Origin of the sequence: Metabacillus schmidteae (assembly GCF_903166545.1) — a bacterium.
Lineage (GTDB): Bacteria > Bacillota > Bacilli > Bacillales > Bacillaceae > Metabacillus > Metabacillus schmidteae.
Genome location: NZ_CAESCH010000001.1, coordinates 394,397 through 417,913, shown reverse-complemented (window position 1 = coordinate 417,913; position 23,517 = coordinate 394,397). Strand labels below are relative to the sequence as shown.

Below are 23,517 nucleotides of genomic sequence, written 5' to 3'. Positions count from 1 at the left end.
ACCGCATGTTTCGCAGCAACGTATTCAAATATACCATCACCTATTCATTAAATCAAGAACTTTTTTTAAAAAAATTAAAAACTCCTGCAAACAGCAGGAGTTCATTATTAACGATGTCTCATTTGCGGGAATAATAATACATCTCTAATTGATGGAGAATTAGTTAAGAGCATCACTAGACGGTCAATACCAATCCCTAATCCGCCTGTTGGAGGCATTCCATATTCTAAGGCCTCAATAAAGTCCTCATCCATCATATGAGCCTCATCATTACCTTGCTCACGCTCTTTTAATTGTGCCTCAAAACGTTCCTTCTGATCAATTGGGTCATTTAACTCTGTAAATGCATTTGCATGTTCTCTAGCGACAATAAACAACTCAAAACGATCCGTAAAACGAGGATCTTGATCATTTTTCTTAGCTAAAGGAGAAATTTCTACTGGGTGACCATATATAAACGTAGGTTGAATTAACTTTTCTTCAACCTTTTGTTCAAAGAATTCATTAACTATATGCCCATATTGCATATGTTCGTTAATTTCAACATTATGCTCTTTCGCGAGTTCACGAGCTTCTTCATCAGACATCTCTTTCCAGAAATCTGCACCAGTATGTTCTTTTATAGCATCTACCATATGCAGTCTTGTCCATTCCGGTTCAAGGTTTACCTCATAATCACCGTACTGAACTGTTGTAGTACCTAATACTTCTTTCGCAATATGCGCAATAACATTTTCAGTTAATGACATAATATCTTTATAATCTGCATACGCTTCATAAAGTTCGATCATAGTGAATTCAGGATTGTGACGTGTTGAAACACCCTCATTTCTAAACACACGGCCAATTTCATAAACTTTTTCTAACCCGCCGACAATAAGTCTTTTTAAATGAAGCTCAATGGCAATACGCATATACAAAGGCATATCCAAAGCATTATGATGCGTAATAAACGGACGAGCAGATGCTCCTCCCGGGATTGAATGCATAGTAGGAGTCTCCACTTCTAAGTATCCCTGATCATCTAAATAGCGTCGCATTGCTTGTATGATTTTACTTCTTGTAATAAATGTTTTCTTACTTTCAGGGCTCATAATCAAATCAACATATCTTTGACGATAACGTTGTTCTATGTCTTTTAAACCATGAAACTTATCAGGCAGTGGACGTAGAGACTTAGTTAATAATTCAAAGGATTTGACTTTAATAGAAAGCTCTCCAACTTTTGTTTTGAAAATAACACCAGTAACACCGATAATATCCCCTAGGTCAGCTGTATTAAAGATTTCGTAAGCTTCCTCACCAATCTCATCTTTACGGACATAAATTTGGATTTGACCAGTTAAATCTTGAATATGAGCAAAACCAGCTTTTCCTTTTCCCCGCTTTGTCATAATTCTACCTGCAATTGTGACCGAAGCTTCTTTCTCTTCCAACTCTTCCTTCTCAAAATCACTGAATTCAGTAATAATTTCTTCTGTTTGATGTGTTCTTTCGAAACGTTTACCGAATGGGTCTAACCCTTGTTCTCTTAAGTTATGTAATTTCTCTCTTCTGACTTTGAGTTGATCACTTAATTCTTCTTGATTAAATTCTTCCTGACTCATCTATAACACTCCTTCTTCACTAAATAAAAAAAGCAGAAAACTGCCAGATATACTGGCAGTATAACAGCCCCTTCACAATTTTAGGCTTAACCTGCTTGAATAGCACTTTTTTCTTTTTCTTCCATTTCTAAAACAAATTCATCTAAAAGTGTAACAAATTCATCTCTTGTGTTCATGATATTTATATCATTACGAACTTTAGCATTGCCACGTATACCCTTTAGGTACCAGGCTGCATGTTTTCTCATTTCACGTACAGCTATATTTTCATTTTTAAGAGCAATCAAACGATCTAAATGAAGCTTGCAAACTTCCATTTTTTCACGTACTCCCGGCTCATCCATTAACTTGCCAGTTTCTAAATATTTCACTGTTCGATAGATCATCCATGGATTACCTAAAGCCGCACGTCCGATCATGACACCATCAACACCTGTTTCATCAAGCATGCGCTTCGCATCTTGAGGTGTTGTTACATCACCATTGCCTATTACAGGAATACTAACTGATTCTTTCACTTCTTTAATGATATCCCAATTAGCCGTTCCTTCATACATTTGTACTCTTGTACGACCATGCAGAGCAACTGCTTTAGCTCCTGCACGTTCAATAGCCTGCGCATTTTGGACAGCAAAGATATGCTCATCGTCCCATCCCATACGCATTTTAACCGTAACAGGTTTATCAACCGCTTCAACTACAGCTGATACCATATCATAAATCTTGTTGGGATCTAATAACCACTTGGCACCAGCATCACATTTAGTAATCTTCGGAACAGGGCAACCCATGTTTATGTCAATGATATCAGCCGTTGTATTTTTATCAACAAATTTAGCTGCTTCAACTAGCGTTTCTTTTTCTCCACCAAAAATTTGCAAGCTTAGTGGTTTTTCACGTTCATCTATATAAAGCATGCCCATTGTTCTTGCATTATTTAATAGAATGGCTTTATCACTGACCATTTCCGCACATACTAAACCTGCACCAAATTCTTTTACTGTTAAACGAAATGCCGAGTTACAAACTCCAGCCATTGGTGCCAGAACAACACGGTTCTTTAATTCAATATCGCCAATTTTAAACAAATTTTTTCTAACCTCCTATCTACCAACATCATTTGGACTTAGCTCTTCAATTGTTACATTAAGAGATTTAGCCACATCCTCTAAAAATTCCTTGCTGGGTTCACGATTGCCTCTTTCTATTTCCCCTAATACAGAAACAGAAACTCCAAGATCTTTCGCAAAGCTTTCTTGGGTATATCCTTTTAACTTTCTAAAAGCGCGAATACGTCTACCCCATTTTTCTGCTTCCATATTCGTACTCCTTCTTTATCGTGTAATTGATCTATGATAGTCGAGATTGGCTCATCTATACTTGGTATTCTTACATCTTGATTTAACTCAAATAATGGAATAAGAACAAAAGCTCGTTCATGCATTCTAGGATGAGGAACAATTAATTGTTCTGCTTCAATATTTTCATAATTAAATAACAAAATGTCAAGGTCTAAAGTTCGTGGCCCCCACCTAATATCTCGTTTTCGATTTAGGTGTTCCTCAATTTCCTGTAAAGCTGATAATAGTTGAAATGCTGTTAAATCAGTATTAATGGATATAACCATATTTAAAAATTCATCTTGATCTGTATAACCAACTGGATCAGTTTCATAAATGGAGGATATATTTACCACCTTAATATTTGGGTAATTATGAATCTTCTTTATCGCATCTATGAGATATTGTTCTCGGTCTCCTATATTTGAACCAAGAGCTATATAGGCATGATTTTTCATGATCTTCCCCTTTTAATTTCCACCGCTACCTCTTTATAATGTCCTGGAATAGGAGGATCCGGTTTTATAACCTTTACGGTACAATAGGATATCAAGGGAAAATCGACTAAGATTTTAGCAGCAATTTGCTCTGCAAGAGACTCAACAAGCTTTACCGGCTGACCTTCAACAATCTCCTGACAAACTTTATATAGCGAGGCATAGTTCACACTATATTCTAATTCATCCGTTTCTCCCGCTCTCTTCAAATCTAATTCTACCACTAAATCAACTCTAAATCGTTGTCCAAGTTTATTTTCCTCTGCAAACACACCATGGTATCCGTAAAACTCCATACCATTTACATAGATCTTATCGATTATGCTCCCCTCCCTTTCCAAGCATTGCATCCATCATCTTAGCCATTCTTGCTATTTCTAACACATCATGGACTCTAACCATATGACATCCCTTTTGAATACCAAGACAAACAGTTGCACCCGTACCTTCCATTCGTTCTGTAGGAGGTAAATCAAGAACGTGCCCTATAAACCTTTTACGAGAAGTCGCTAGTAATAGAGGATAACCTAATTGAACAAATGCTTCCAAGTTTCTCATAACCACTAAATTATCATCCATCGTTTTGGCAAAACCAATACCAGGATCCAGGATTATGTTTTCATCCTTAACTCCGGCATTCTTGGCTATCGTAACAGATTCCATCAAATCTGCAATCATATCTGGAATTAATTCATCATAATTTTGATTGTCTCGATTATGCATAAGAATAATTGGTACGTCATATGCAGCTGCTACATTCGCCATTTGTGGATCCGCTTTAGCTCCCCATACATCATTTATAATCGTTGCCCCTGCCTCAACGGCCTGCTTGGCTACTTCTGCTTTATACGTATCAATTGAAATAGGGACATCAATCTCTCTGGATAACCTTTCTATGACCGGTATGACACGTTTCACTTCTTCTTCAACTGTAACAATTGTTGACCCTGGTCTGGTTGACTCTCCGCCAATATCAATAATATCTGCACCTTGTTTAATCATTTCTTTTGCATGTTCTATAGCTTTTTCAATGTCAATATAACGTCCGCCATCTGAAAATGAATCAGGAGTTATATTTAAAATCCCCATGATCATTGTCTTATCCTGAATATTTAGTGTGTATTTCCCGCATTTAACTTGCCGATGTTTCTTCGTTATTTGTTCCATCATCTTCAATCCTTTACAACTCATCTATACTTAATAGTTTCGTCCTATTACTCTTATATAAGTCATATAACTTCTGAATAATTATTCCATTTTTTCCTCTAAATTCATATCCGTCAATATCTTTTATAGCTAAAAGTTCTTGCGATGAGTTCGTCATAATCACTTCTTCAGATTCGAACATTTGTTCTTTTCTGAAAAATCCTTCTCTTACTGGTATTTGAAGCTTCTGTAAACATCTGATAACAAATTTCCTCGTAATTCCATTTAATATACCTGTATCTAGTGATGGGGTATATACTTCATTCTCATCTCCCCAAAAAATGTTTGATACAATCCCTTCAGCTACAAAACCTTGCTCAGTTAAAAAAATGCCATCTATAGTAGGTGTATGGATAAGCTCCCTTTTTCCAAGAATATTATTTAAATAATGGTGGGACTTAAGACGATAATTACCTTCAGGTGTATTTCGCCTCAAATTTAAGATTGTAGCACTTTTTTCAGTCATGTTTAATGGTGGTGCTTTTCTTAAAAAACAGAGTACTGTTGGATAATCATATACTTGAAGAAGGTGACCGACTTCCCCATTCCCTGCAGAAATATTTAAGCGGACTGTAACATCTTCTGACTCATACTGATTGATCGTAATCAACTCTTGAATGATTTCAAAGATTTCGTGGCGATTTATTTTATACGATATTCCTACCTCGTCTATGGCTACTTGAAGGCGGTCCAAATGATCGTGCAATAGAAATGGGAAACCCTTATATACTCGAAACGTTTCAAATACACCTAAACCATAAAGAAAGCCATGATCAAATGGAGAAATCGTGGCTTCAGAATCTTTTATAAACTTTGAATTATGATATATATACACTTGTTTAACTCTTTTCTACAGGTTTATATTGAGAAATAAAGTTTTTTAATAAATCTTTTCCAAACGAGGTCATGATTGATTCCGGATGGAATTGAACACCTTCTATTGGTAATGTTTTATGTCTGATAGCCATAATTTCATCTTCTTCTGTCCAAGCTGTTACTTCAAGGCAATCAGGCAATGTCTCATTCTTCACAATTAATGAATGATAACGTGTAGCTGTAAAAGGATTTTCCATCCCTTTAAAGATAGTTTCTCCGTTATGGTGCATTTCAGATGTTTTCCCGTGCATTAATCGTTCTGCCCGAACAACATCACCACCGAAAACTTGTGCAATTGATTGATGTCCTAAACACACACCGAATATTGGAATTTTACCAGCAAAATGTTCGATAGCCTCCATGCTTATTCCAGCTTCATTTGGACTACATGGCCCTGGAGAAATCATTAAAAATTGTGGATTTAACTCTTCAATTTCAGAAATGGTGATTTCATCATTTCGTTTAACAACTAATTCCTCACCAAGCTCACCTAAATACTGCACAAGATTAAAAGTAAATGAATCATAATTATCGATCATTAAAATCACTATACTCACCTCAGCCTAATATTTTCTCTTCTTTGCTCAACTCTATTGCTTTTACTAAAGCTTTTGCTTTCTTTAAAGCTTCTTTATATTCATAATCCGGATTCGAATCAATGACAATTCCTGCTCCAGATTGAACATACCCATATCCGTCCTTCGCAACCATCGTACGAATAACAATATTAAGTTCCATATCTTCATCAAAACCTATCCAACCTATCGAGCCTGTATAAATTCCTCTTCTAGTCGGTTCAAGTTCTTCAATGATTTCCATAGTTCGAACCTTAGGTGCTCCTGTTATTGTACCACCCGGGAAGGTCGCTTTGATAATATCTGCATAATTTGCATCTTTTTTTAATGTTCCTTGTACATTTGAGACGATGTGCATGACATGTGAATATTTTTCAATCACCATAAATTCATTTACATGCACAGATCCATATTCGCACACACGACCTAGATCATTTCTCTCCAAATCAACAAGCATAACATGCTCAGCTCTTTCCTTTTCATTCTGAATGAGCTCGTTAGCGAGTCTCATATCTTCTTGTTCATTTTCCCCCCTGGACCGTGTTCCTGCAATCGGTCTTGTACTCACGAGGTTTTCTTTCTTTTTAACAAGTAATTCAGGCGAGCCGCTCACAATTTGCAGATCAGGAAAGTGCAAGTAAGCCATATAAGGTGAAGGGTTTACTTTACGTAATGTCTCATAAATTTTTAGAGGATGGTTTTCTAATAAAAAATGCTGTCTTAAAGACAAATTGACCTGAAATACATCACCTTGTCCGATATAATCTTTTATTGATTCCACCGCTCTTTTAAATGCGTCTTCTGAGAAAATGATAGGATCAGAAGGCGTCACTTGGTTCATGTCCTTTTTCACTGCTTCCTTCGGGACACTTGTCCAATTCCCCTTCATTTCCTCTAATTTTTTATGAGCTTGTTGGACTTGATCCTCCTGATAATAATGGGTCATTAACCATAATTTTGACGTCTGATGATCATACACAGCAATATCATCAAACAACAAAAAATACAAATCAGGAGTTTCTAAATCATCTACAGCAATTTCAGGCAATGTTTCAAAATGACGAACACAGTCATAACTAATAAAGCCAATAGCCCCTCCTTGAAAATCAGGGAGATTCGGATCAGAGCTTGTATTATATTGCTTAAACCACTCTCTAAATAGGTCAAGGGGTTTCCCATTCAAAACAACACTCTCATTATCTTTTGTAATAAATAGCTGTTCACCTTTTCCTTTTACTGTAGCAAATGGCTTAAATCCAGCAATGCTATACCTTCCACCTCTTCCGCTCTCTAAAAACGCATGTTTTTCTTCATCTTTTGAAAGGTATTGGTACTGACTGAAAAAATCGTGTGTATAGTCAAATTGTACACTTAACGTTGTCCTTCTTTGCTGCATATTTAAATCGCTCCTTTAAACTCTTACTTACCATTTTACATAATTCTAATTAAGAAATCATAATATTTTATTTTTTTCTAAAAAATATAAAGATAATTTTACATTATCTTTAGTATATGGCAGTCTCATTTATAATATAAAAATGCTGGGTAAAACCATTGAAAAAAGAGGCTGACTATATAGTCAACCTCTAAGCTTATATTCTAATGGATTAATCAAACTGATATAAAGGTGTGCTTAGGTAACGCTCACCGTTACTTGGAAGTACAGCTAATACTTTTTTACCTTTACCTAATTCTTTCGCAACTTTTAGCGCTGCAAAAATAGCTGCACCTGATGAAATACCACCTAGAATTCCCTCTTGACTTGCTACTTTTCTTGCAGTTTCAAATGCTTCTTCGTTTTTAACGGTGATAACTTCATCATACACATTTGTGTTAAGGATATCAGGAACAAATCCTGCTCCAATACCTTGAATTTTATGTGGACCCGGCTTTCCACCAGAAAGAACTGGTGAATCTGTTGGCTCAACAGCGTAAATTTTGATTGATGGATAGTTTTCTTTTAAAACTGATCCTGCACCGGTAATTGTTCCGCCAGTACCGATCCCTGATATAAACGCATCAAGTTGATCACCCATTTGCTCAACAATCTCTTTTCCTGTTGTTAAACGGTGAACTTCTGGATTTGCTTCGTTTTTAAATTGCTGTGGCATGAAGTAACCATGTTCCTTTGAAAGCTCTTCCGCTTTACGGATAGCTCCTCCCATACCTTCAGAACCTGGCGTTAATACTAGTTCAGCACCATAAGCACGAAGTAGGTTTCTACGTTCCATACTCATTGTTTCAGGCATTACTAAAATTGCTTTAAGACCTTTTGCGGCAGCTACCATCGCTAAACCAATTCCAGTGTTACCACTTGTAGGCTCAATGATTGTATCACCTGCTTTTAAATCGCCTTTCTTCTCAGCAGCTTCAATCATAGCAAGACCGATACGATCTTTTACACTACTGCCAGGGTTCATAAATTCTAATTTTAAATATACATCTGCACTATTATCATCAACAAGTCTATTTAACTTTACAATAGGTGTTTCACCAATTAATTCATGAATTGAATTTGCAACACGCGCCATTCTTATTCTCCCCTATCCCGAGTAAATTTATTGGATTTATAAGTAATATAGCAATTTAATTCAAAATTGTCAAAACCTTTTGTGCTATTTGTCCTATATTTTTCCTTATTGCTCACCATAAAACCATTTAACACCAATTTCTTCCCATAAAGGGTTCACTGAGACTGTACCCTCCATCTGTTCTAATGCAATTTGTCTTCGGATTTGATCTTTTACATCATCAAAACTAAAAGTTTGTCCTTTCATCTTTTCATGTAAAAGAAGGATTGCATACCCTGTATCTACTTCGACAGGTTCACTCCAATCTCCTTCCTTTAATTGTGAAGCAACTTTAAGATAAGACTGTGGTACATACGTATCATTTGTTGAAACAAACCCTAAATTGCCTCCGGAATTAGCTGTAAATTCATCAATTGAAGCCTCTAATGCAAGGGCTTCAAAACTTGAACCACCTTCTAATTCCTCAATAATGGCTTTGGCTTCTTTACTTGTTTTTACAACTATATGTGATAGATGATAAGATTCATCAATGTTATATAAATCCTTATTATCTTCATAAAACTTCTGGATATCTTCCTCTGCAACAGAAACATCACGTGTTAATAGTTCTTCTAATAAGATGCTGTAGCGAATTTGCATTTCCCAGTTTTCTTCGTTACCAAACTGTTCTTCATCCAATGAGTTATACATTGATTTATAAACAGCAAGTTCTCTATTAATTACTTCATCAGATACTGTAATGTCATATTTTTCAGCTAACTCTTCCACTACTTGAATATTAATCAACTCTTTTAATGTATCTTTACCATAACGGCTTTCCAACTCAGCCATCCATTGTTCTCTTGTAATTTTCTTATCACCGATAGTAGCAATTGTTTCATCAGTCATTTCATTACTAGCCACCGGGATTGCTTCGGTTTTCCCAGACACAAAGTAGGCTATGGTTAAGCAATTAATGATCACTAAGCCAAAAATAATGCTCCACAACACTTTACCACTCAAATTCTCAACTCCCGGTATATCTCAGTCTCTTTTTATAAAATCAGAATTTATATTTTTTCTTAACCTATCTTGCGTTTCTGAATCTAGCTCCAGGCGCCATCGGCTCGAGTCATAAGTCAAACAGGAATTGAAGGTAAAGAACACCTTCTATTCCTGTTCGCCTTATGCTTGTCGCCGATAGGCAGGCGCCTTGCGCTTTTTTATTTACTTGCTTCTTTTTTTAATTCTTCTAAGTCCTCTTTTGTTAATAAATATAATTCATTACAAAAATGACATTGTGCCTCAGCTTGTCCATCTTCGTCAATCATTGCTTGTATTTCATCAGCACCTAAACTAACAATGGCATTTTCAATACGTTCCTTTGAACATTGGCACTTAAATGCAACTGGTTGTTTTTCTAAAACCTTCACGTTTCCTCTTCCAAGAACTTCCTCAAGTATTTCTTCAGGTGTTAACCCTTTTTGAATTAATTTTGAGATCGGCTCAACCTCGCCTAGTCTCTTTTCGATTTCTGTAATGGTTTCATCATTTGTTCCCGGAAGTAACTGAATAATAAAACCACCTGAGGCTAGGATTGTATTATCCGGATTCACAAGAACGCCTACACCTACTGATGAAGGAACTTGTTCAGATGTAACTAGATAATATGTAAAATCTTCGCCTAATTCACCTGAAACAATTGGTACTTGTCCTGAAAAATGATCTTTTAATCCCAGATCCTTTACAATTGTTAAATTCCCTTGTGTTCCTACTGCTCTTGCTACATCTAATTTCCCTTTTTCATTAAGGTCAAAATGTGTTTGAGGATTTGTTACATAACCTCTTACTTCTCCTTTTGAATTGCTATCAACAATAATAACGCCGATTGGACCGCCACCTTCAACCTTTATTGTCAGCTTTGCATTTCCCTTTAGCATAGAACCAAGCATAACTCCGGCGGTCATAGACCGACCTAATGCGGCAGAAGCAGTTGGCCATGTTTGATGTCTTCTTTGAGCTTCAGATATAGTCTCCGTTGTTCTAGCAGCATAAGCTCTTACCTGGTTATTAAAAGCTATGGCTTTAATTAAATAATCTGTCATATAATTTAACTCTCCTTCAAAAAGTAATATGATTAATTACTTTCTATTCATTCACATTACGTTTGTAAATAAGTTGAAGACCTCTTAGTGTTAAAAATGGATCAACAATATCAATGCAGTCAGATTCTTTGGCAATAAGGGTTGCAAGACCACCAGTTGCAATAACTTTTGGTACCTTCTTAGATTGTTCCTTCATTCGCTTAACAATACCTTCTACTTGCCCCACATAGCCATATAATATCCCCGACTGCATAGCACTGACTGTATTTTTCCCAATAATATTTTCAGGGCGTGTGATTTCAATTCTTGGTAATTTTGCAGCTCTTGAATATAGAGCTTCCGTTGATATGTTGATACCCGGAGCAATAGCTCCACCCATATATTGCTTATGCTCATCGATATAGCAGTATGTAGTTGCTGTGCCAAAATCAACAATGATAAGCGGACTACCATAGTCCTGAATACCTGCAACTGCATTTACAATTCTGTCTGCTCCAACCTCTCTCGGGTTTTCGTATTTAATGTTGAGTCCTGTTTTTATACCAGGTCCAACAACTAATGGCTTTATCCCAAAATATTTATCGCACATTCTTTCGAGTGCAAACATGATAGGAGGGACAACAGATGAAATAATAATACCCTCAATTTCATGAAATGAGATTTCTTCATGCACAAAAAGGTTTTTAATTAGCATACCGAATTCATCTTCTGTTTTATTACGACTCGTCTCAATTCTCCAATGATGTTTTAATGTATCTTGACCATATACCCCTAAAACGGTATTTGTATTTCCTACATCCAATACTAAAATCAAAAGGATCACCACTTTGCCTTGTTCTATTTTTTTATTCCGTATTATTTTATCATAAAGTACCTTGACTTCCATATTCCGAGATACAGGCAGATATAAACAAAGACTGTAATTTTAATTTTTCAAAATCCTTTCTATACAAATAAAAGACCGATGACAAATGTCACCGATCTTTTATGCTTAAGAAAGTTATTTATCAGAAGTGTTATCTTCTTCTTTTTTTGTATGAATATTGACCTTTACATCCTCTGACTTCTCTACTTTGTCGTTATTAACGGCGACTGGGCGATCAGGGAGTTTCCCAGTTTCAACAAGGCTTGAAATTTGAGCAGCATCTAATGTTTCAACTTCTAACAATGTTTGGGCAACAAGCTCTAGCTTTTCACGGTTTTCTGTTAGAATCTGACGTGCTCTTTCATATGATTCCTTAATGAAACGTTGAATTTCCAAATCAATTTCATGAGCAATTGCATCACTGTAGTTTTGTTCATTATGAAGATCTCTTCCTAAGAACACTTGACCACCTTGTGATTGACCGAATTGTAATGGTCCGAGTTTATCACTCATTCCGTATTCTGTAACCATTTTTCTCGCGATATTTGTTGCTCTTTGGAAGTCATTATGAGCACCTGTACTAACTTCGCCAAAGATAATTTCTTCAGCAACACGGCCACCAAGTAGACCTGTGATTTTATCCAATAATTCAGGTTTTGTCATAAAGTAACGATCTTCTTTAGGAAGCATAACAGCGTATCCGCCGGCTTGACCACGAGGAACGATGGTAACTTTGTGGACCATATCGGCTTCATCTAAAACAACACCAATAATTGTGTGTCCTGCTTCATGATATGCAACAATGTTTCGTTCTTTCTTGGAAATTACGCGACTCTTCTTCGAAGGACCGGCAATAACACGATCTGTTGCTTCATCAAGGTCCGTATTATCGATTTTCTTCTTATCTTGTCTAGCTGCTACCAGAGCTGCTTCATTTAATAAGTTTTCTAAATCTGCACCTGAGAATCCTGGTGTACGGGCTGCTATCGCCTTAAGATCAACAGATTCATCTAGCGGTTTATTTCGAGCATGTACTTTAAGTACTGCTTCACGACCATTTACATCTGGACGGTCAACTGTAATTTGACGGTCAAAACGTCCCGGACGAAGTAATGCAGGGTCTAAAATGTCTGGTCTATTTGTTGCAGCAATGATAATAATTCCTTCATTTGCTCCAAAACCATCCATTTCAACAAGTAATTGGTTTAAGGTTTGTTCACGTTCATCATGACCGCCACCTAAACCAGCACCACGTTGACGTCCAACAGCATCAATTTCATCGATAAAAATAATACATGGTGCGTTCTTTTTCGCATTTTCAAATAAGTCACGAACACGTGAAGCCCCGACACCGACAAACATTTCCACGAAATCTGATCCACTGATTGAGAAGAATGGTACGCCAGCTTCACCAGCAACCGCTCTTGCAAGTAACGTTTTACCTGTTCCCGGTGGTCCATTTAATAGAACACCTTTTGGAATTCTTGCACCTAATTCTGCAAATTTACGAGGATCTTTTAAGAATTCAACAACTTCTACAAGTTCCTGCTTCTCTTCATCAGCACCTGCTACATCTTTAAACTTAACCTTTTTCTTTTCCTCACTATAAAGCTTGGCTTTGCTTTTCCCAAAGTTCATAACACGGCCGCCACCGCCCTGAGCTTGGTTCAACAAGAAGAAGAAAAGGATAAAGATAATAACGAATGGAATGATGGATGTGAAGAATGTTACCCATCCACTTGTTTCTTCTGCTGGAGCAATATTTAATTTCTGAACATTGTTTGCATCAGCAGCCTTGTCAACTCGATCTAGCCCTTGTTCTGTTGGTATATATGTTAAAAAGGTTTCGTCTTCATCATAACCTTTCATTTTACCTCTAACCTCAAATACACCTCGAACCGGCTGTACAGTCATTTCTGTAACATTTCCTTCGTTTAGATCAGAAATGAAATCATTATACGTTACTTGCTCTGTTTTAGGATTAGCACCTGTAAAGAAGCTAACAACTCCAATGATGACTAAAAATATAAGTAAATAAAATATGGTATTACGGAAGATCCGATTCATTCCTTACCTCCTCCCACAGTCAACACAACTATTTTAAATAGTATCATAGAAAATCATGGTAATACAACAAATTAGAAACATTGATTATTTCTGATAAATCTCTGGCTTTAATACACCGATATATGGAAGGTTACGATATTTTTCAATATAATCCAAACCATATCCAACAACAAATGCATCCGGTACTTCAAAACCAACATAATCTGCATTAATATCAGCTTTTCTACCAGTAGGTTTATCAAGCAAAGTAACAATCTTTATTGATTTTGCTTTACGATAACGGAACAGTTTAACTAAATAACTTAATGTTAACCCACTATCAATTATATCCTCAATAATCAGAATATCTCGTCCTTCTACAGAAGTATCTAAATCCTTAATAATCTTTACTTCACCAGAAGAAACCGTGGATGTACCATAACTTGAAACATCCATAAAGTCCATTTCCAAGTATGTATCAATGTTCTTTAAAAGATCACCCATAAAAGGCATAGCACCTTTTAAAACACCGATTGCAAGCGGGAAGCTGTCTTTGTATTCCTCTGTTAGAGCCTTCCCTAATTCTTTTACCTTTTCCTGAATTTGCTCTGATGTTACTAAAATTTCTTGAATATCTTGTCTCATTAATGTGTGCCCCCTAGAAGATTAGCTTCTAAATTCTAATACGATCCATCCATCCTCATTGACATTCTCTGTCTCTAAACTGGATTTTTTGAGACCTGGGATCCAGAGGATGTTCCCTTTCCCGTCTTCTACGATTGGCCAAGAATTTCGGCTATATAATGGAATTTTTTCGTCAATAAATATATCTTTGACTTTTTTCCTGCCGTTCATGCCTTTCAATTTAATTTTATCTCCCTGTTTTCTCGTGCGAACGATTAAGGGTTCAGATAAATCTTTTTTGCTCAGCAGGAAAAAATCGTTTCCCTTTTTCACGTTTTGAATGTTCTGAGCAGCATGACAAGATATACTATACCCGTTTGGGAGAGTAACCACAGAGGGGATTTCTAGTACATAGCAGTATTCTTTAAATTCATCATGCTCAAAAGTAAACAAACATGTCTGATAGGATTTAATCACTTTAAGACCGCCTGGATAATCAAGTGAACCTGAAGGATGATCCTGTGAGAGCAATGACTGCAAACTCTCGATATGTATTGAAGAAAGGGAAGATGGAATATTTACATATAGATAGTTTAATATTAGTTTAATCCCTCTTCTTTGTAAAGGCAAAGGTAGACTTAGAAATGCTTTGATATCTATTTCAACAGCGAATTTTTCCTTTCTTTTGATTACTGTATTCATGTGTTTTTCAGTTAATGCATGTAAATACGTTTCATCCTCTAATAAGGTTTCACTAAAATACTGAAATTTTTCATGAACTAACGGATTTTCTTGTTTTATAAAAGGAAGTACATACTTTCTAAATCTATTTCTTGTGTAGTCTGTACTTTCGTTGCTGGGATCAAATCTCGGCATTAAGTTATTCTTATCACAATAGTGAAGAATTTGATTCTTTGAAAAATCTAGCATAGGCCTAATGATATGTCCATGATGAAATGGTCGAATACGTTTTATTCCAGCCAATGCTTCACCTATATTACCTCTAACCAATCTCATAAGAATTGTTTCAATCTGATCATCACCATGGTGACCTAATGCTAAGTATGTGGATTGGTATTTATCAAGAACTTCTTTAAAGAATTCATACCTGCATTCCCTTGCTGCTACCTGTGAGCTCAACTGATTCGCTTTTGCATAAGCTTTTACATCAATTTGTCTTGCTTCACAAGTGATCTCCCGCTCATTACAAAATGATATGACAAAATCCATTTCTGCTTGGGACTGTTCACCTCTAAACATATGATCAACATGAGCAGCCACAACATTCAAATGCAATTTCTTTTTTTGCTTATAGAGCATATGGAGTAAAGCCAAAGAATCAGGTCCACCTGACACCCCAACAACAATTGTTGATCCTTTTTTAATTAGTTGTTGTTGTCGAATCAGGACATCTAAATTTTCCACCTTTTTCCCCTCTTTATACGGTTTTCCTTAATGAATTTTCATATATTTATCCTACCACTATTTTATATGAAATAACAAAGAAGAAGGCACCTTTTCACATATTCAACATATTTTGATGGCTAATTAACAAATTTTAGGTGTTATAAGAGAACATGATATACATATAAAGAATATATTACACAAACTCCTATTAAAATGACGACTGTTTCAATAAAATAGTTTGCTTTCTTTTTCTTCTTTTTCACTTGCTGTCTAGTCTGATTTGTATGTGCCTTCGGCTGATTTGTTTTAGGGGCACCTTGTTTTGGGATCGTTGACTTGTATGTGTGAGAAGATGGTCTTCCTGTACTCGTTTTCGTTGATAGCAACTGGATAAAGTCCGCCTTCATTTCCCTAGCACTACGGTAATTTCCCATTAATGCCTTTTGTAAAACATCCTCATGTTTAAGTAGAAAAGGATGTTGCTTAATCTTTTCTATTATCTGACCTTTGCCATCACGGTCATTGACTTTCTTAAAACGTTTTGGGTATGCAGCATTTATCATAATCATCGCCACTGAAAACAGATCATATGGTGGATCCGCCTTTCGATCTCCCATTCCCCAAAACCCGCGATCAAAAAACTCCGTGAATTCTTTTATAGACCTGCCTTGTTGTGTTGTCCCACCTACATCAATACATCTTATTCTCGGCGGCGGACCTGAAACAATTAAATTTTCCGGCTTTAAATCACCAAAAATCCATCCCTCTTGATGAAGCCTCTCTAAGTTTGTTAAAAGTTGTAGAGTTAATACACCTGCCCACTCTATACCTCTTTGTTCCGTAAACTCAAGAAAGTTATTACCTTGTACATATTCCATCACATAAAATGAAACTAACTTCTGTGAATTAGCAATCCAATCATCCACATCAAGTAAAGAAGGTCCAAGTAAAGTACCTTGGACCTTGGAGAAATGTTTTAGTACATTTACCTCAGATGTAATTGACATGCTGTTTTCACTAAGTTTAATTGCTACGTTCCCTCTTCTGCTATCAGCCAAGTAAACATTCCCTGTTGCACCTTGTCCTAAGGCCTTAATGATCGTATAACGCCCCTGATTCCATTTACCTGTAATAACGGAACCAGGAGCGAGGTTACATACTTGATTCATCGTAATACTCTTCTTCATTTCTTAATAGATTTCTAAGGGAACGCTTCTTTTTAAACTGCCCTATAGCCTCTCTAATCGCGGGACCAGTTGGTGTAATACCTCCTGTAGATAATTTAGGGAAGATAGATGATAAGGATTCAAGCCTTGGTGTCCAATCAAGCACCTGCTCAACATCATCCTTTTTCCCAGGAAATACTGAGACTGAGAAACGATTATCTCCTATCCTTGAATTTAAGCTAATTGATAAATCTAGCAAAGCTTCTTTCACTGTTGGAAGTTTCGGCTTCATACTAGCACTTGTATCAACTAAAATAAGGATTTCAAGGCTTGTTGTTTCACCTAATTCATCCACTACTTCCATCACTTCTCCTCTTTTTTCAGGAGGCAGTTCTTCCATAGATGTATGTTTACCTAATATTTGTTGGAGTTCCTTATTTACTACACCTTGAAGAGTCTGTGTCATCGCTTTTCTTGTCACATGTTGAACAGTTTGTGAAAGTTGGTGAGCATAGACAATTTGATGGACGCCTCCACCTGACATGGCAATTCCTTCAACCTCTTGCAGGGATTCCTGATCTATCACATTTTCTTCTAGAACACCAATTACATTTACGGTAATACCCTGTTCTTGCGCTAAAGCTGCCATTGCAATTGGATCTTCCCCATGATTTGAACAACCATCTGTAATTAATAAGATTTGTTTTAAATGACCCTTTTCCATACTTACCCTCCTAGAGAGATATTGCATACTCCTTAAATTTTCCCTTTGTATATTGCTACCGTATCGACATAAACTTTAAAAATATTATTATCATACTCGCCAGGAGGGTTTTATTTTATACTTCTTATTATCCTATTTTCTTAGATACAACCGGAATACTCGCCCACTTTGGTGTATTATGTTCAATCGCTGACACCACTACAGTCATATCATCTTCTATTTTTCCTGATCTCGTTCTAATCACCTCTTCCATAATGAGATCTGCAATTTCTTGCGGATCAGTTGTTTTCATTTCACTTATTTTCCGTTTCATCCATAAATCATGATTTTCAACATGCTTTGGTCCTTCAAAAATTCCATCGCTCATCATAATAAGTAAATCTCCTGCCTTTAGCTTTTCACCTACAACATCAACATCAAATTCATCAATGATTCCCATAGGTAAATTGCTTGCCTGGATTTTAATGATTTTATCTCCTCTCTTTACAAAGCTTGGTGTTGAGCCTATTTTTAAAAATTTACTATTGCCATCCTGTAGATCAACAATGGCTAAATCAAGAGTTGAAAAGATTTCGTCTGTTGTTCTTAATGATAAAATTGAGTTAATTGTTTTTATTGCTACCTTTTCTTCAATGCCCGATTGCAGAATCTTTTGTAAAAGTTTAATGGTTTCATTGCTCTCAAAATGAGCCCTTACTCCATTTCCCATTCCATCACTTATTGCGACAGCAAATTTTCCAACACCTAAATCGATCATTGAATAACTATCTCCTGAAACCAAGCCGCCGCCTTTCGCAGCATGTGCAACCCCAGTTTCAATCCTATATTTTTTAGCTGAACCAAATGAAACATGACAGTATCCATTTGGATAATTTGCACATTCCTCTTTTTTAACGATAATGGACTCTTCTAGAATATCCGAAAGCATTGGAGCGATAATTTTTTCACATTCCCCATGTCCATTGCAAAATGGAATACTCATTTCAATATCTACATTTCCTTGTTCCAAACTGAAAATATCAACATTCACAATCTCAATTCCAAAGTTTTGTAACGCATCTAAAATTTGTTCTTCTTGTACAAAATGATTTTCCCGTTCTCTTCTAATCTCTTTTGATAAATCTCCCATGACATTTGAAACACCTAATAATTGTTCAGCAACTAATCTTCTACTTTCTTGCACTTCTTTCTTTAATTTAAGGTTTGCTTGGAAATAATTGATCTCCTGCTCAATTGTTTCTTCCACTTTACTTGCCTTTGAACAATGTCGATCAAAGTCCTTTCTCAATTTCATATTTGACTGATACGTATTTTTTTTATTCTCATGCATAATCTTTTGCATCAAATCATAGGTTTTATCAAAGTTCTCAACCCAGCACTTTTCCTTTTTAAAACAATGCTGACATGTACTTTCTGTAATACTGCTTAAAAATAAATCAGTTTCCCGCTGCTCACTATCATCATGTTCATCCTTATCGTAGAATGTAGCAAAGCTTTCTGATAATGCATGAAACACTTGAGAAAATTGATCTACTCTATGAGCCGTAACATCACGAATTTTTCGGACATACTGCTGTTGTTCCTGTGCATGTTCATTTGTCCCAGGAATATGCTTAGCTAATCTCGCAGTAACTGCCTTTGGAGTTAGTAAAAACAGCAAGATAGCAATCATTGATTCCGATAATGTTGTCATCAAATCTGCAGATCCTTGTCCATACAAGGAAATTAATACTGAACCAACTAATAGTCCTATGGCCGTTCCAAGCTTTTGTCCTTCCCGCAAAAGCCCACCTAATAATCCTGAAAATGCTAATAAACTCATATGATATAAATTTCCGACATTTGCCAGGCTTAGAATTAACCCCGTTACAACACCAACTGTACAACCAATACTTGACCCACCAATAAACGCAAACAAGAGAACAATATAACGAGAAAAAATATGCTCTGCCTGAAGGTTTTGAAATGATACCCCAACAAGTCCAGTCATAACTGAAGCAAGAAGGATCATAATACATATAATTTCTTCAATCTTTAACGATTGTTTATATTTCCGCGCCGATATCAATGGAATACTTTGAAGAAAAATTAACGTTAAAATAAAGGAAAGACCTGATTCCACCCCTGCCATCATATAGTCATACAGCATTAACTCTGTTTTAATTGCAAAGGAATAAGCAAGTCTTGTTATAGCAACCGTTCCAAAAATAACAAAAGGAAGTACCTTTAATTGATCCTTAGATACATAAGAGACGAGTCGATTCAAGATCAGGAAGCCAATAATCGAAATCAGAATCACTGAGGCTACTTGAAAAGAAATTGTTAGACCCCCAAGCATAAGTGATAATCCCACTAACAAGGCCTTGTCCCTTTTCATAAGTAAGATTGCTCCGAAGAATGGGAGAGCAAACGGCAAAACTTCTGACAGAATGATAGCCCGTCCTAATAAGAATCCGATCAATCCATAAATAATTCCTTTATGTAAGAGGAAAAGCTGAATTTTAGATGAAATTCGATGAAAGAATCGATTGACCACTTGTTGGGTTTTATCTAATCCCAAATTCGATACCGGCTCCATTAACCTTCTTTCTACTTTTTCCATTTTTCATTCCCCCACTTATTCATGTTGCTTGTAATTATAGCTAAGCTTCTGGCAGGAATTTGTCAAAAGAAGGTAGGGTATCTAAAGAACTGTTCGACTGTTTTTGAAAAAAGCGACAAATATCTAATTGATTAGTATTCTTTTCATCAAGTCTTTCGTCAAATTTGTGTGAAACCTGTAGTGTCAAGTCAGGAATAGTCAAAATAAAGTTGGAATCGGATGAACATTAATAGGGAAGGTGAATTTTTATTCTCTGATTAAACTATGAGGTTGGTTGAATTCTGTGGAATGATGGTTGAATTGTTATAGGCTGTGGTTGATATCATTCTAATAGTGGTCGAATACTTATTAACTTTGATCGAATTAATTATTTCATCTAGTTCAATCTTCCAAAACGGATTCTAATTGAACGAAAAAATGTACTAATACAATTTCTAAAACAAAAAAACTAGCTGCATGACGCAACTAGTTTTTTCGTAATGATGACCCGTACGGGATTCGAACCCGTGTTACCGCCGTGAAAGGGCGGTGTCTTAACCGCTTGACCAACGGGCCATATGTATATCTTATCTATGGTAGCGGCGGAGGGAATCGAACCCACGACCTCACGGGTATGAACCGTACGCTCTAGCCAGCTGAGCTACACCGCCATAGTTTTAAAACGCTCTTTGTTAAAAACATGTTCGTCTTGTCTCTTCCAGACACATTCCTCACAAGCCTACAAAGAAGAAGATCATTCAGGATGTTTACGGCTCGCTCTAGTCAACTGAGCTACACCGCCATAGTATTTTAGCCTATTTTTATGTGCCCTGTTCTGAGGCACAAGATATATAATACAATTGAAAAATACTTTCGTCAATAAAAATTTTATATAAAATAAGCATATAAAAAAGGAAAACATAATTAATTATGTTTTCCTTTCGCACAAAATGTATATGAAAGCAGCAAGCTATCCTCTTCTAGCTCCACGACCACCACGTTTTGATTCAGTATTACGTTTTAATGAAGCTAGACGATCTTCACTATCTTTTAAGAAACGATTCATCTTTTGTTCAAAGTTCTCTTTGTTATTATTATTATTGCGGAAATCATTCCCTCTTGATCTTGGGCGATCTGAATTTCTTGGGCGTTCAGGACGTTGTGGACGTTCTGGACGTTCTGGACGGTCAATTGCCTTTTTAATAGATAAACCAATTTTACCATCGTTTTCAACATTAATAACCTTTACTGTAACTTCATCTCCGACTTTTAAGTGATCATTAATATCCTTCACATAATTATCGGCTACTTCACTAATGTGAACAAGACCTGTGGATCCGCCTGGTAACTCCACAAACGCCCCAAAATTAGTAATGCCCGTCACTTTACCCTGTAACTTGCTGCCAACTTCAATCGACATAAAAATAATGCTCCTCCTTAAACAGATAAAAAATCATTCGAACCTTTATTATATTATACATAAATAAAAAATCTAGTGTCAACAAGGCTAATCTTTTATGTTAAAGATGATTTCATTATCATCTGATAAGAAATAGTCTCGTCTTGCAATCTTCGCAATATACTCATCATCATTAAGTTTTACTATTTCTTCCCTTAATAAATCTTCATTCTTTTCTAAACCTGCTAATTCATCTTCCAGCTTTTCTTTTTGCTCGATTTTTTCATTTATTGCAGAAGATTGACTAAATAAAGTGGTCAATATAACAGAAGAAGTAATGATGACTAAGATTCCAAGTACTAGTAGCCGCCGAAATAAGCCTCTTTTGCGCCTTTTGGAAATTTGCTGTTGTCTTTCCTGCTCCATTGCATACTGTGATTGTAATTCTGTAATTTTCTTCGATCTTTCGAGACTCATGTTTATCCTCCTTACTTCTTTGTTAAACGCTGCCACCACAATTTTAGCTTATTCAAAGTATTCTTGATTTTTTTTAGATATCCTGCTAACTTGTAAAGAATTCTTGTGAAAAACTGCCTGATCTGTAATGGTACTAATTTCCACAAAAGCCTTCCTGTCCATCTTAAAGGGGCTAATAAAATTTTAACCAATGTATAGAGAAATTGAAAAGCCCATTTTAATAATTTCCATATAACGTTTAAAATTCCAAGTACAATCACAATGAAAAATTGGATTAACGCCCGTATTGGGCGAACAAGCATAACCTGTCCGATTTTAATGATAATGTTATATAATCGAATACTTGTCTGTATTAAATACTCTAATAACTTCAAATAAACCTGTTTGAAGAGTCCTTGGTACGCAGCATATCCGCATAGTAAGGCAAGGAAGATGTAAATCCTTAGTTCCCCTTCATTTACAAGTAACAGCAGATAGAATAAAATTAGGCCTTGAACAACCCAAAACATAAAGTCATTGATAAAAATTACCCATCTAGCCCTCAATGGCCGCTTCAAAAAGCGACCATATGTGTCAAGAGCTACTCCTATCCAGCTACCCATTCCTACCATCGCAAGCATAGTATAAAACTGTGTCGTTAAACTCATTTAAATAACTTGCTAAAGAGTCCTTTAGCTTTCTCCGAATGCTGTTCATCCAAATAGATAAGGTCAAAAATTCTACTGCCTTTTATTGATACGATTCCTTTATCCACATCTAAATTTTTCATTTGAAGGTTTTGACCACGTATCGCTAAAGCCCCCATAACGGTATCTAATAAGAATTCCTCACTATCAAAGCTTTCAACTTGCTTTACCCCAGTGATTTCTATTAACTTTCTGCCTCGCATGATCACATCATGCTCTTGAACTGTACCTTTATGAACAGATGCATGATTTTCATAGTATTGGCTCATATTCTACCTCCGAATTCTAATAAAGGATTTTCTTTTACATGTGTATGATCCCAGAATTCGGTTTAGAACAAGCTATAAATGAAATGCGGAAGGTGCCCGCTAATCGGCGACAAGCATAAGACGAGTAGGAATAGAAGGTGTTCTTTACCTTCAATTCCTACTTGACTTATGGCCTCGAGCCGATGGCGCCTGGAGCTGGACACCAATACTAAGTAAGATATTTTACATTTCTATCGCACAATTACGGAAACGCCTTGGTCAGACTGGGCATCCAAGGAACACTCTTACAAAGACTCTTGCTCGATCTTCTCTTCCTTTACCACCCTATAAAGGTTTGTCGCTTCTTCTTTTCTTGTCGTTTCCTTCAAATCTTCAATAACTACCGTCACAAGCTTTTGTCCAAATCGGATAACCAGCTCATCACCAACTTTCACATTCGAGCTTGCTTTACCTGGTGTCCCATTAATTGAAATCCTTCCTTGATCTGCTACTTCCTTAGCTAATGTTCTTCGTTTAATTATTCTTGAAACCTTTAAGAATTTATCTAATCTCACCTT

24 protein-coding genes and 2 tRNA genes are annotated in these 23,517 nt (G+C 36.2%); all 26 read right to left on the bottom strand.

Annotated features, from left to right (window positions below; all coding sequences use genetic code 11):
* Nucleotides 1-107: 107 nt before the first annotated feature.
* Entirely contained in the window at nucleotides 108-1,607 is a 1,500-nt protein-coding gene (lysS, locus tag HWV59_RS01940) for a lysine--tRNA ligase (RefSeq protein ID WP_175637989.1), read from the bottom strand.
* 86 nt (nucleotides 1,608-1,693) lie between these two features.
* Entirely contained in the window at nucleotides 1,694-2,695 is a 1,002-nt protein-coding gene (gene dusB, locus HWV59_RS01935) for a tRNA dihydrouridine synthase DusB (protein ID WP_175637988.1), read from the bottom strand.
* Nucleotides 2,696-2,710: 15 nt separating this feature from the next.
* A complete protein-coding gene (locus HWV59_RS01930; protein ID WP_102232856.1) occupies nucleotides 2,711-2,926 on the bottom strand; it encodes a helix-turn-helix domain-containing protein in 216 nt (71 codons plus the stop codon).
* A complete protein-coding gene (gene folK / locus HWV59_RS01925; protein WP_175637987.1) occupies nucleotides 2,878-3,405 on the bottom strand; it encodes a 2-amino-4-hydroxy-6-hydroxymethyldihydropteridine diphosphokinase in 528 nt (175 codons plus the stop codon). Before folK ends, HWV59_RS01930 begins: the two co-directional genes overlap by 49 nt.
* Nucleotides 3,402-3,764 carry a dihydroneopterin aldolase gene (gene folB, locus HWV59_RS01920; RefSeq protein WP_175639961.1) on the bottom strand — a complete coding sequence of 121 codons (363 nt, stop codon included), beginning with the start codon at nucleotides 3,762-3,764 and terminating at the stop codon, nucleotides 3,402-3,404. The genes folK and folB overlap by 4 nt, the downstream gene beginning before the upstream one ends.
* A complete protein-coding gene (gene folP, locus HWV59_RS01915) occupies nucleotides 3,757-4,611 on the bottom strand; it encodes a dihydropteroate synthase (protein WP_175637986.1) in 855 nt (284 codons plus the stop codon). The genes folB and folP overlap by 8 nt, the downstream gene beginning before the upstream one ends.
* Before the next feature lie 13 nt (nucleotides 4,612-4,624).
* On the bottom strand, nucleotides 4,625-5,485 hold the full coding sequence (gene pabC, locus HWV59_RS01910; protein WP_175637985.1) for an aminodeoxychorismate lyase: 861 nt from the start codon (nucleotides 5,483-5,485) through the stop codon (nucleotides 4,625-4,627).
* A 4-nt stretch (nucleotides 5,486-5,489) separates the two neighbouring features.
* Nucleotides 5,490-6,074 carry an aminodeoxychorismate/anthranilate synthase component II gene (gene pabA, locus HWV59_RS01905; RefSeq protein WP_102232852.1) on the bottom strand — a complete coding sequence of 195 codons (585 nt, stop codon included), beginning with the start codon at nucleotides 6,072-6,074 and terminating at the stop codon, nucleotides 5,490-5,492.
* 10 nt (nucleotides 6,075-6,084) lie between these two features.
* Entirely contained in the window at nucleotides 6,085-7,497 is a 1,413-nt protein-coding gene (locus HWV59_RS01900) for an anthranilate synthase component I family protein (RefSeq protein WP_175637984.1), read from the bottom strand.
* 211 nt (nucleotides 7,498-7,708) lie between these two features.
* Complete coding sequence (gene cysK / locus HWV59_RS01895) at nucleotides 7,709-8,632, bottom strand: cysteine synthase A (RefSeq protein WP_102232850.1); 924 nt, start codon at nucleotides 8,630-8,632, stop codon at nucleotides 7,709-7,711.
* Nucleotides 8,633-8,737: 105 nt separating this feature from the next.
* A complete protein-coding gene (locus tag HWV59_RS01890) occupies nucleotides 8,738-9,634 on the bottom strand; it encodes a peptidyl-prolyl cis-trans isomerase (RefSeq protein ID WP_175637983.1) in 897 nt (298 codons plus the stop codon).
* A 200-nt stretch (nucleotides 9,635-9,834) separates the two neighbouring features.
* On the bottom strand, nucleotides 9,835-10,716 hold the full coding sequence (gene hslO, locus HWV59_RS01885; RefSeq protein ID WP_102232848.1) for an Hsp33 family molecular chaperone HslO: 882 nt from the start codon (nucleotides 10,714-10,716) through the stop codon (nucleotides 9,835-9,837).
* Between the two features lie 43 nt (nucleotides 10,717-10,759).
* Entirely contained in the window at nucleotides 10,760-11,530 is a 771-nt protein-coding gene (locus HWV59_RS01880) for a type III pantothenate kinase (protein ID WP_175637982.1), read from the bottom strand.
* Nucleotides 11,531-11,716: 186 nt separating this feature from the next.
* Nucleotides 11,717-13,648 (bottom strand): ATP-dependent zinc metalloprotease FtsH, encoded by a 1,932-nt coding sequence (ftsH, locus tag HWV59_RS01875; RefSeq protein WP_175637981.1) that lies wholly within the window; start codon nucleotides 13,646-13,648, stop codon nucleotides 11,717-11,719.
* A gap of 84 nt (nucleotides 13,649-13,732) precedes the next feature.
* Nucleotides 13,733-14,272 (bottom strand): hypoxanthine phosphoribosyltransferase, encoded by a 540-nt coding sequence (gene hpt / locus HWV59_RS01870; protein ID WP_175637980.1) that lies wholly within the window; start codon nucleotides 14,270-14,272, stop codon nucleotides 13,733-13,735.
* 21 nt (nucleotides 14,273-14,293) lie between these two features.
* Entirely contained in the window at nucleotides 14,294-15,676 is a 1,383-nt protein-coding gene (gene tilS / locus HWV59_RS01865; RefSeq protein WP_175637979.1) for a tRNA lysidine(34) synthetase TilS, read from the bottom strand.
* Between the two features lie 140 nt (nucleotides 15,677-15,816).
* The gene (locus HWV59_RS01860) at nucleotides 15,817-16,827 is read right to left on the bottom strand and encodes a serine/threonine-protein kinase (protein WP_235991649.1); all 1,011 of its coding nucleotides are present in this window, start codon (nucleotides 16,825-16,827) and stop codon (nucleotides 15,817-15,819) included.
* Nucleotides 16,811-17,575: a VWA domain-containing protein gene (locus HWV59_RS01855; RefSeq protein WP_175637977.1), complete on the bottom strand. Its 765-nt coding sequence runs from the start codon at nucleotides 17,573-17,575 to the stop codon at nucleotides 16,811-16,813. Before HWV59_RS01855 ends, HWV59_RS01860 begins: the two co-directional genes overlap by 17 nt.
* A gap of 100 nt (nucleotides 17,576-17,675) precedes the next feature.
* On the bottom strand, nucleotides 17,676-20,126 hold the full coding sequence (gene spoIIE, locus HWV59_RS01850) for a stage II sporulation protein E (RefSeq protein WP_407941609.1): 2,451 nt from the start codon (nucleotides 20,124-20,126) through the stop codon (nucleotides 17,676-17,678).
* Nucleotides 20,127-20,633: 507 nt separating this feature from the next.
* Nucleotides 20,634-20,705, bottom strand: a tRNA-Glu gene (locus HWV59_RS01845).
* 18 nt (nucleotides 20,706-20,723) lie between these two features.
* A tRNA-Met gene (locus HWV59_RS01840) sits at nucleotides 20,724-20,800 on the bottom strand.
* Between the two features lie 299 nt (nucleotides 20,801-21,099).
* Nucleotides 21,100-21,549 (bottom strand): S1 domain-containing RNA-binding protein, encoded by a 450-nt coding sequence (locus HWV59_RS01835; RefSeq protein ID WP_175637975.1) that lies wholly within the window; start codon nucleotides 21,547-21,549, stop codon nucleotides 21,100-21,102.
* Between the two features lie 87 nt (nucleotides 21,550-21,636).
* Nucleotides 21,637-22,005, bottom strand: coding sequence for an FtsB family cell division protein (locus HWV59_RS01830; RefSeq protein WP_175637974.1), 369 nt, complete (start codon nucleotides 22,003-22,005; stop codon nucleotides 21,637-21,639).
* Nucleotides 22,006-22,016: 11 nt separating this feature from the next.
* On the bottom strand, nucleotides 22,017-22,652 hold the full coding sequence (gene yabQ, locus HWV59_RS01825) for a spore cortex biosynthesis protein YabQ (RefSeq protein ID WP_175637973.1): 636 nt from the start codon (nucleotides 22,650-22,652) through the stop codon (nucleotides 22,017-22,019).
* Nucleotides 22,649-22,960, bottom strand: a complete 312-nt coding sequence (gene yabP / locus HWV59_RS01820; protein WP_102232837.1) for a sporulation protein YabP — start codon at nucleotides 22,958-22,960, stop codon at nucleotides 22,649-22,651. The genes yabQ and yabP overlap by 4 nt, the downstream gene beginning before the upstream one ends.
* Before the next feature lie 284 nt (nucleotides 22,961-23,244).
* Nucleotides 23,245-23,514 carry an RNA-binding S4 domain-containing protein gene (locus tag HWV59_RS01815; protein ID WP_102232836.1) on the bottom strand — a complete coding sequence of 90 codons (270 nt, stop codon included), beginning with the start codon at nucleotides 23,512-23,514 and terminating at the stop codon, nucleotides 23,245-23,247.
* Between the last annotated feature and the right edge of the window lie 3 nt (nucleotides 23,515-23,517).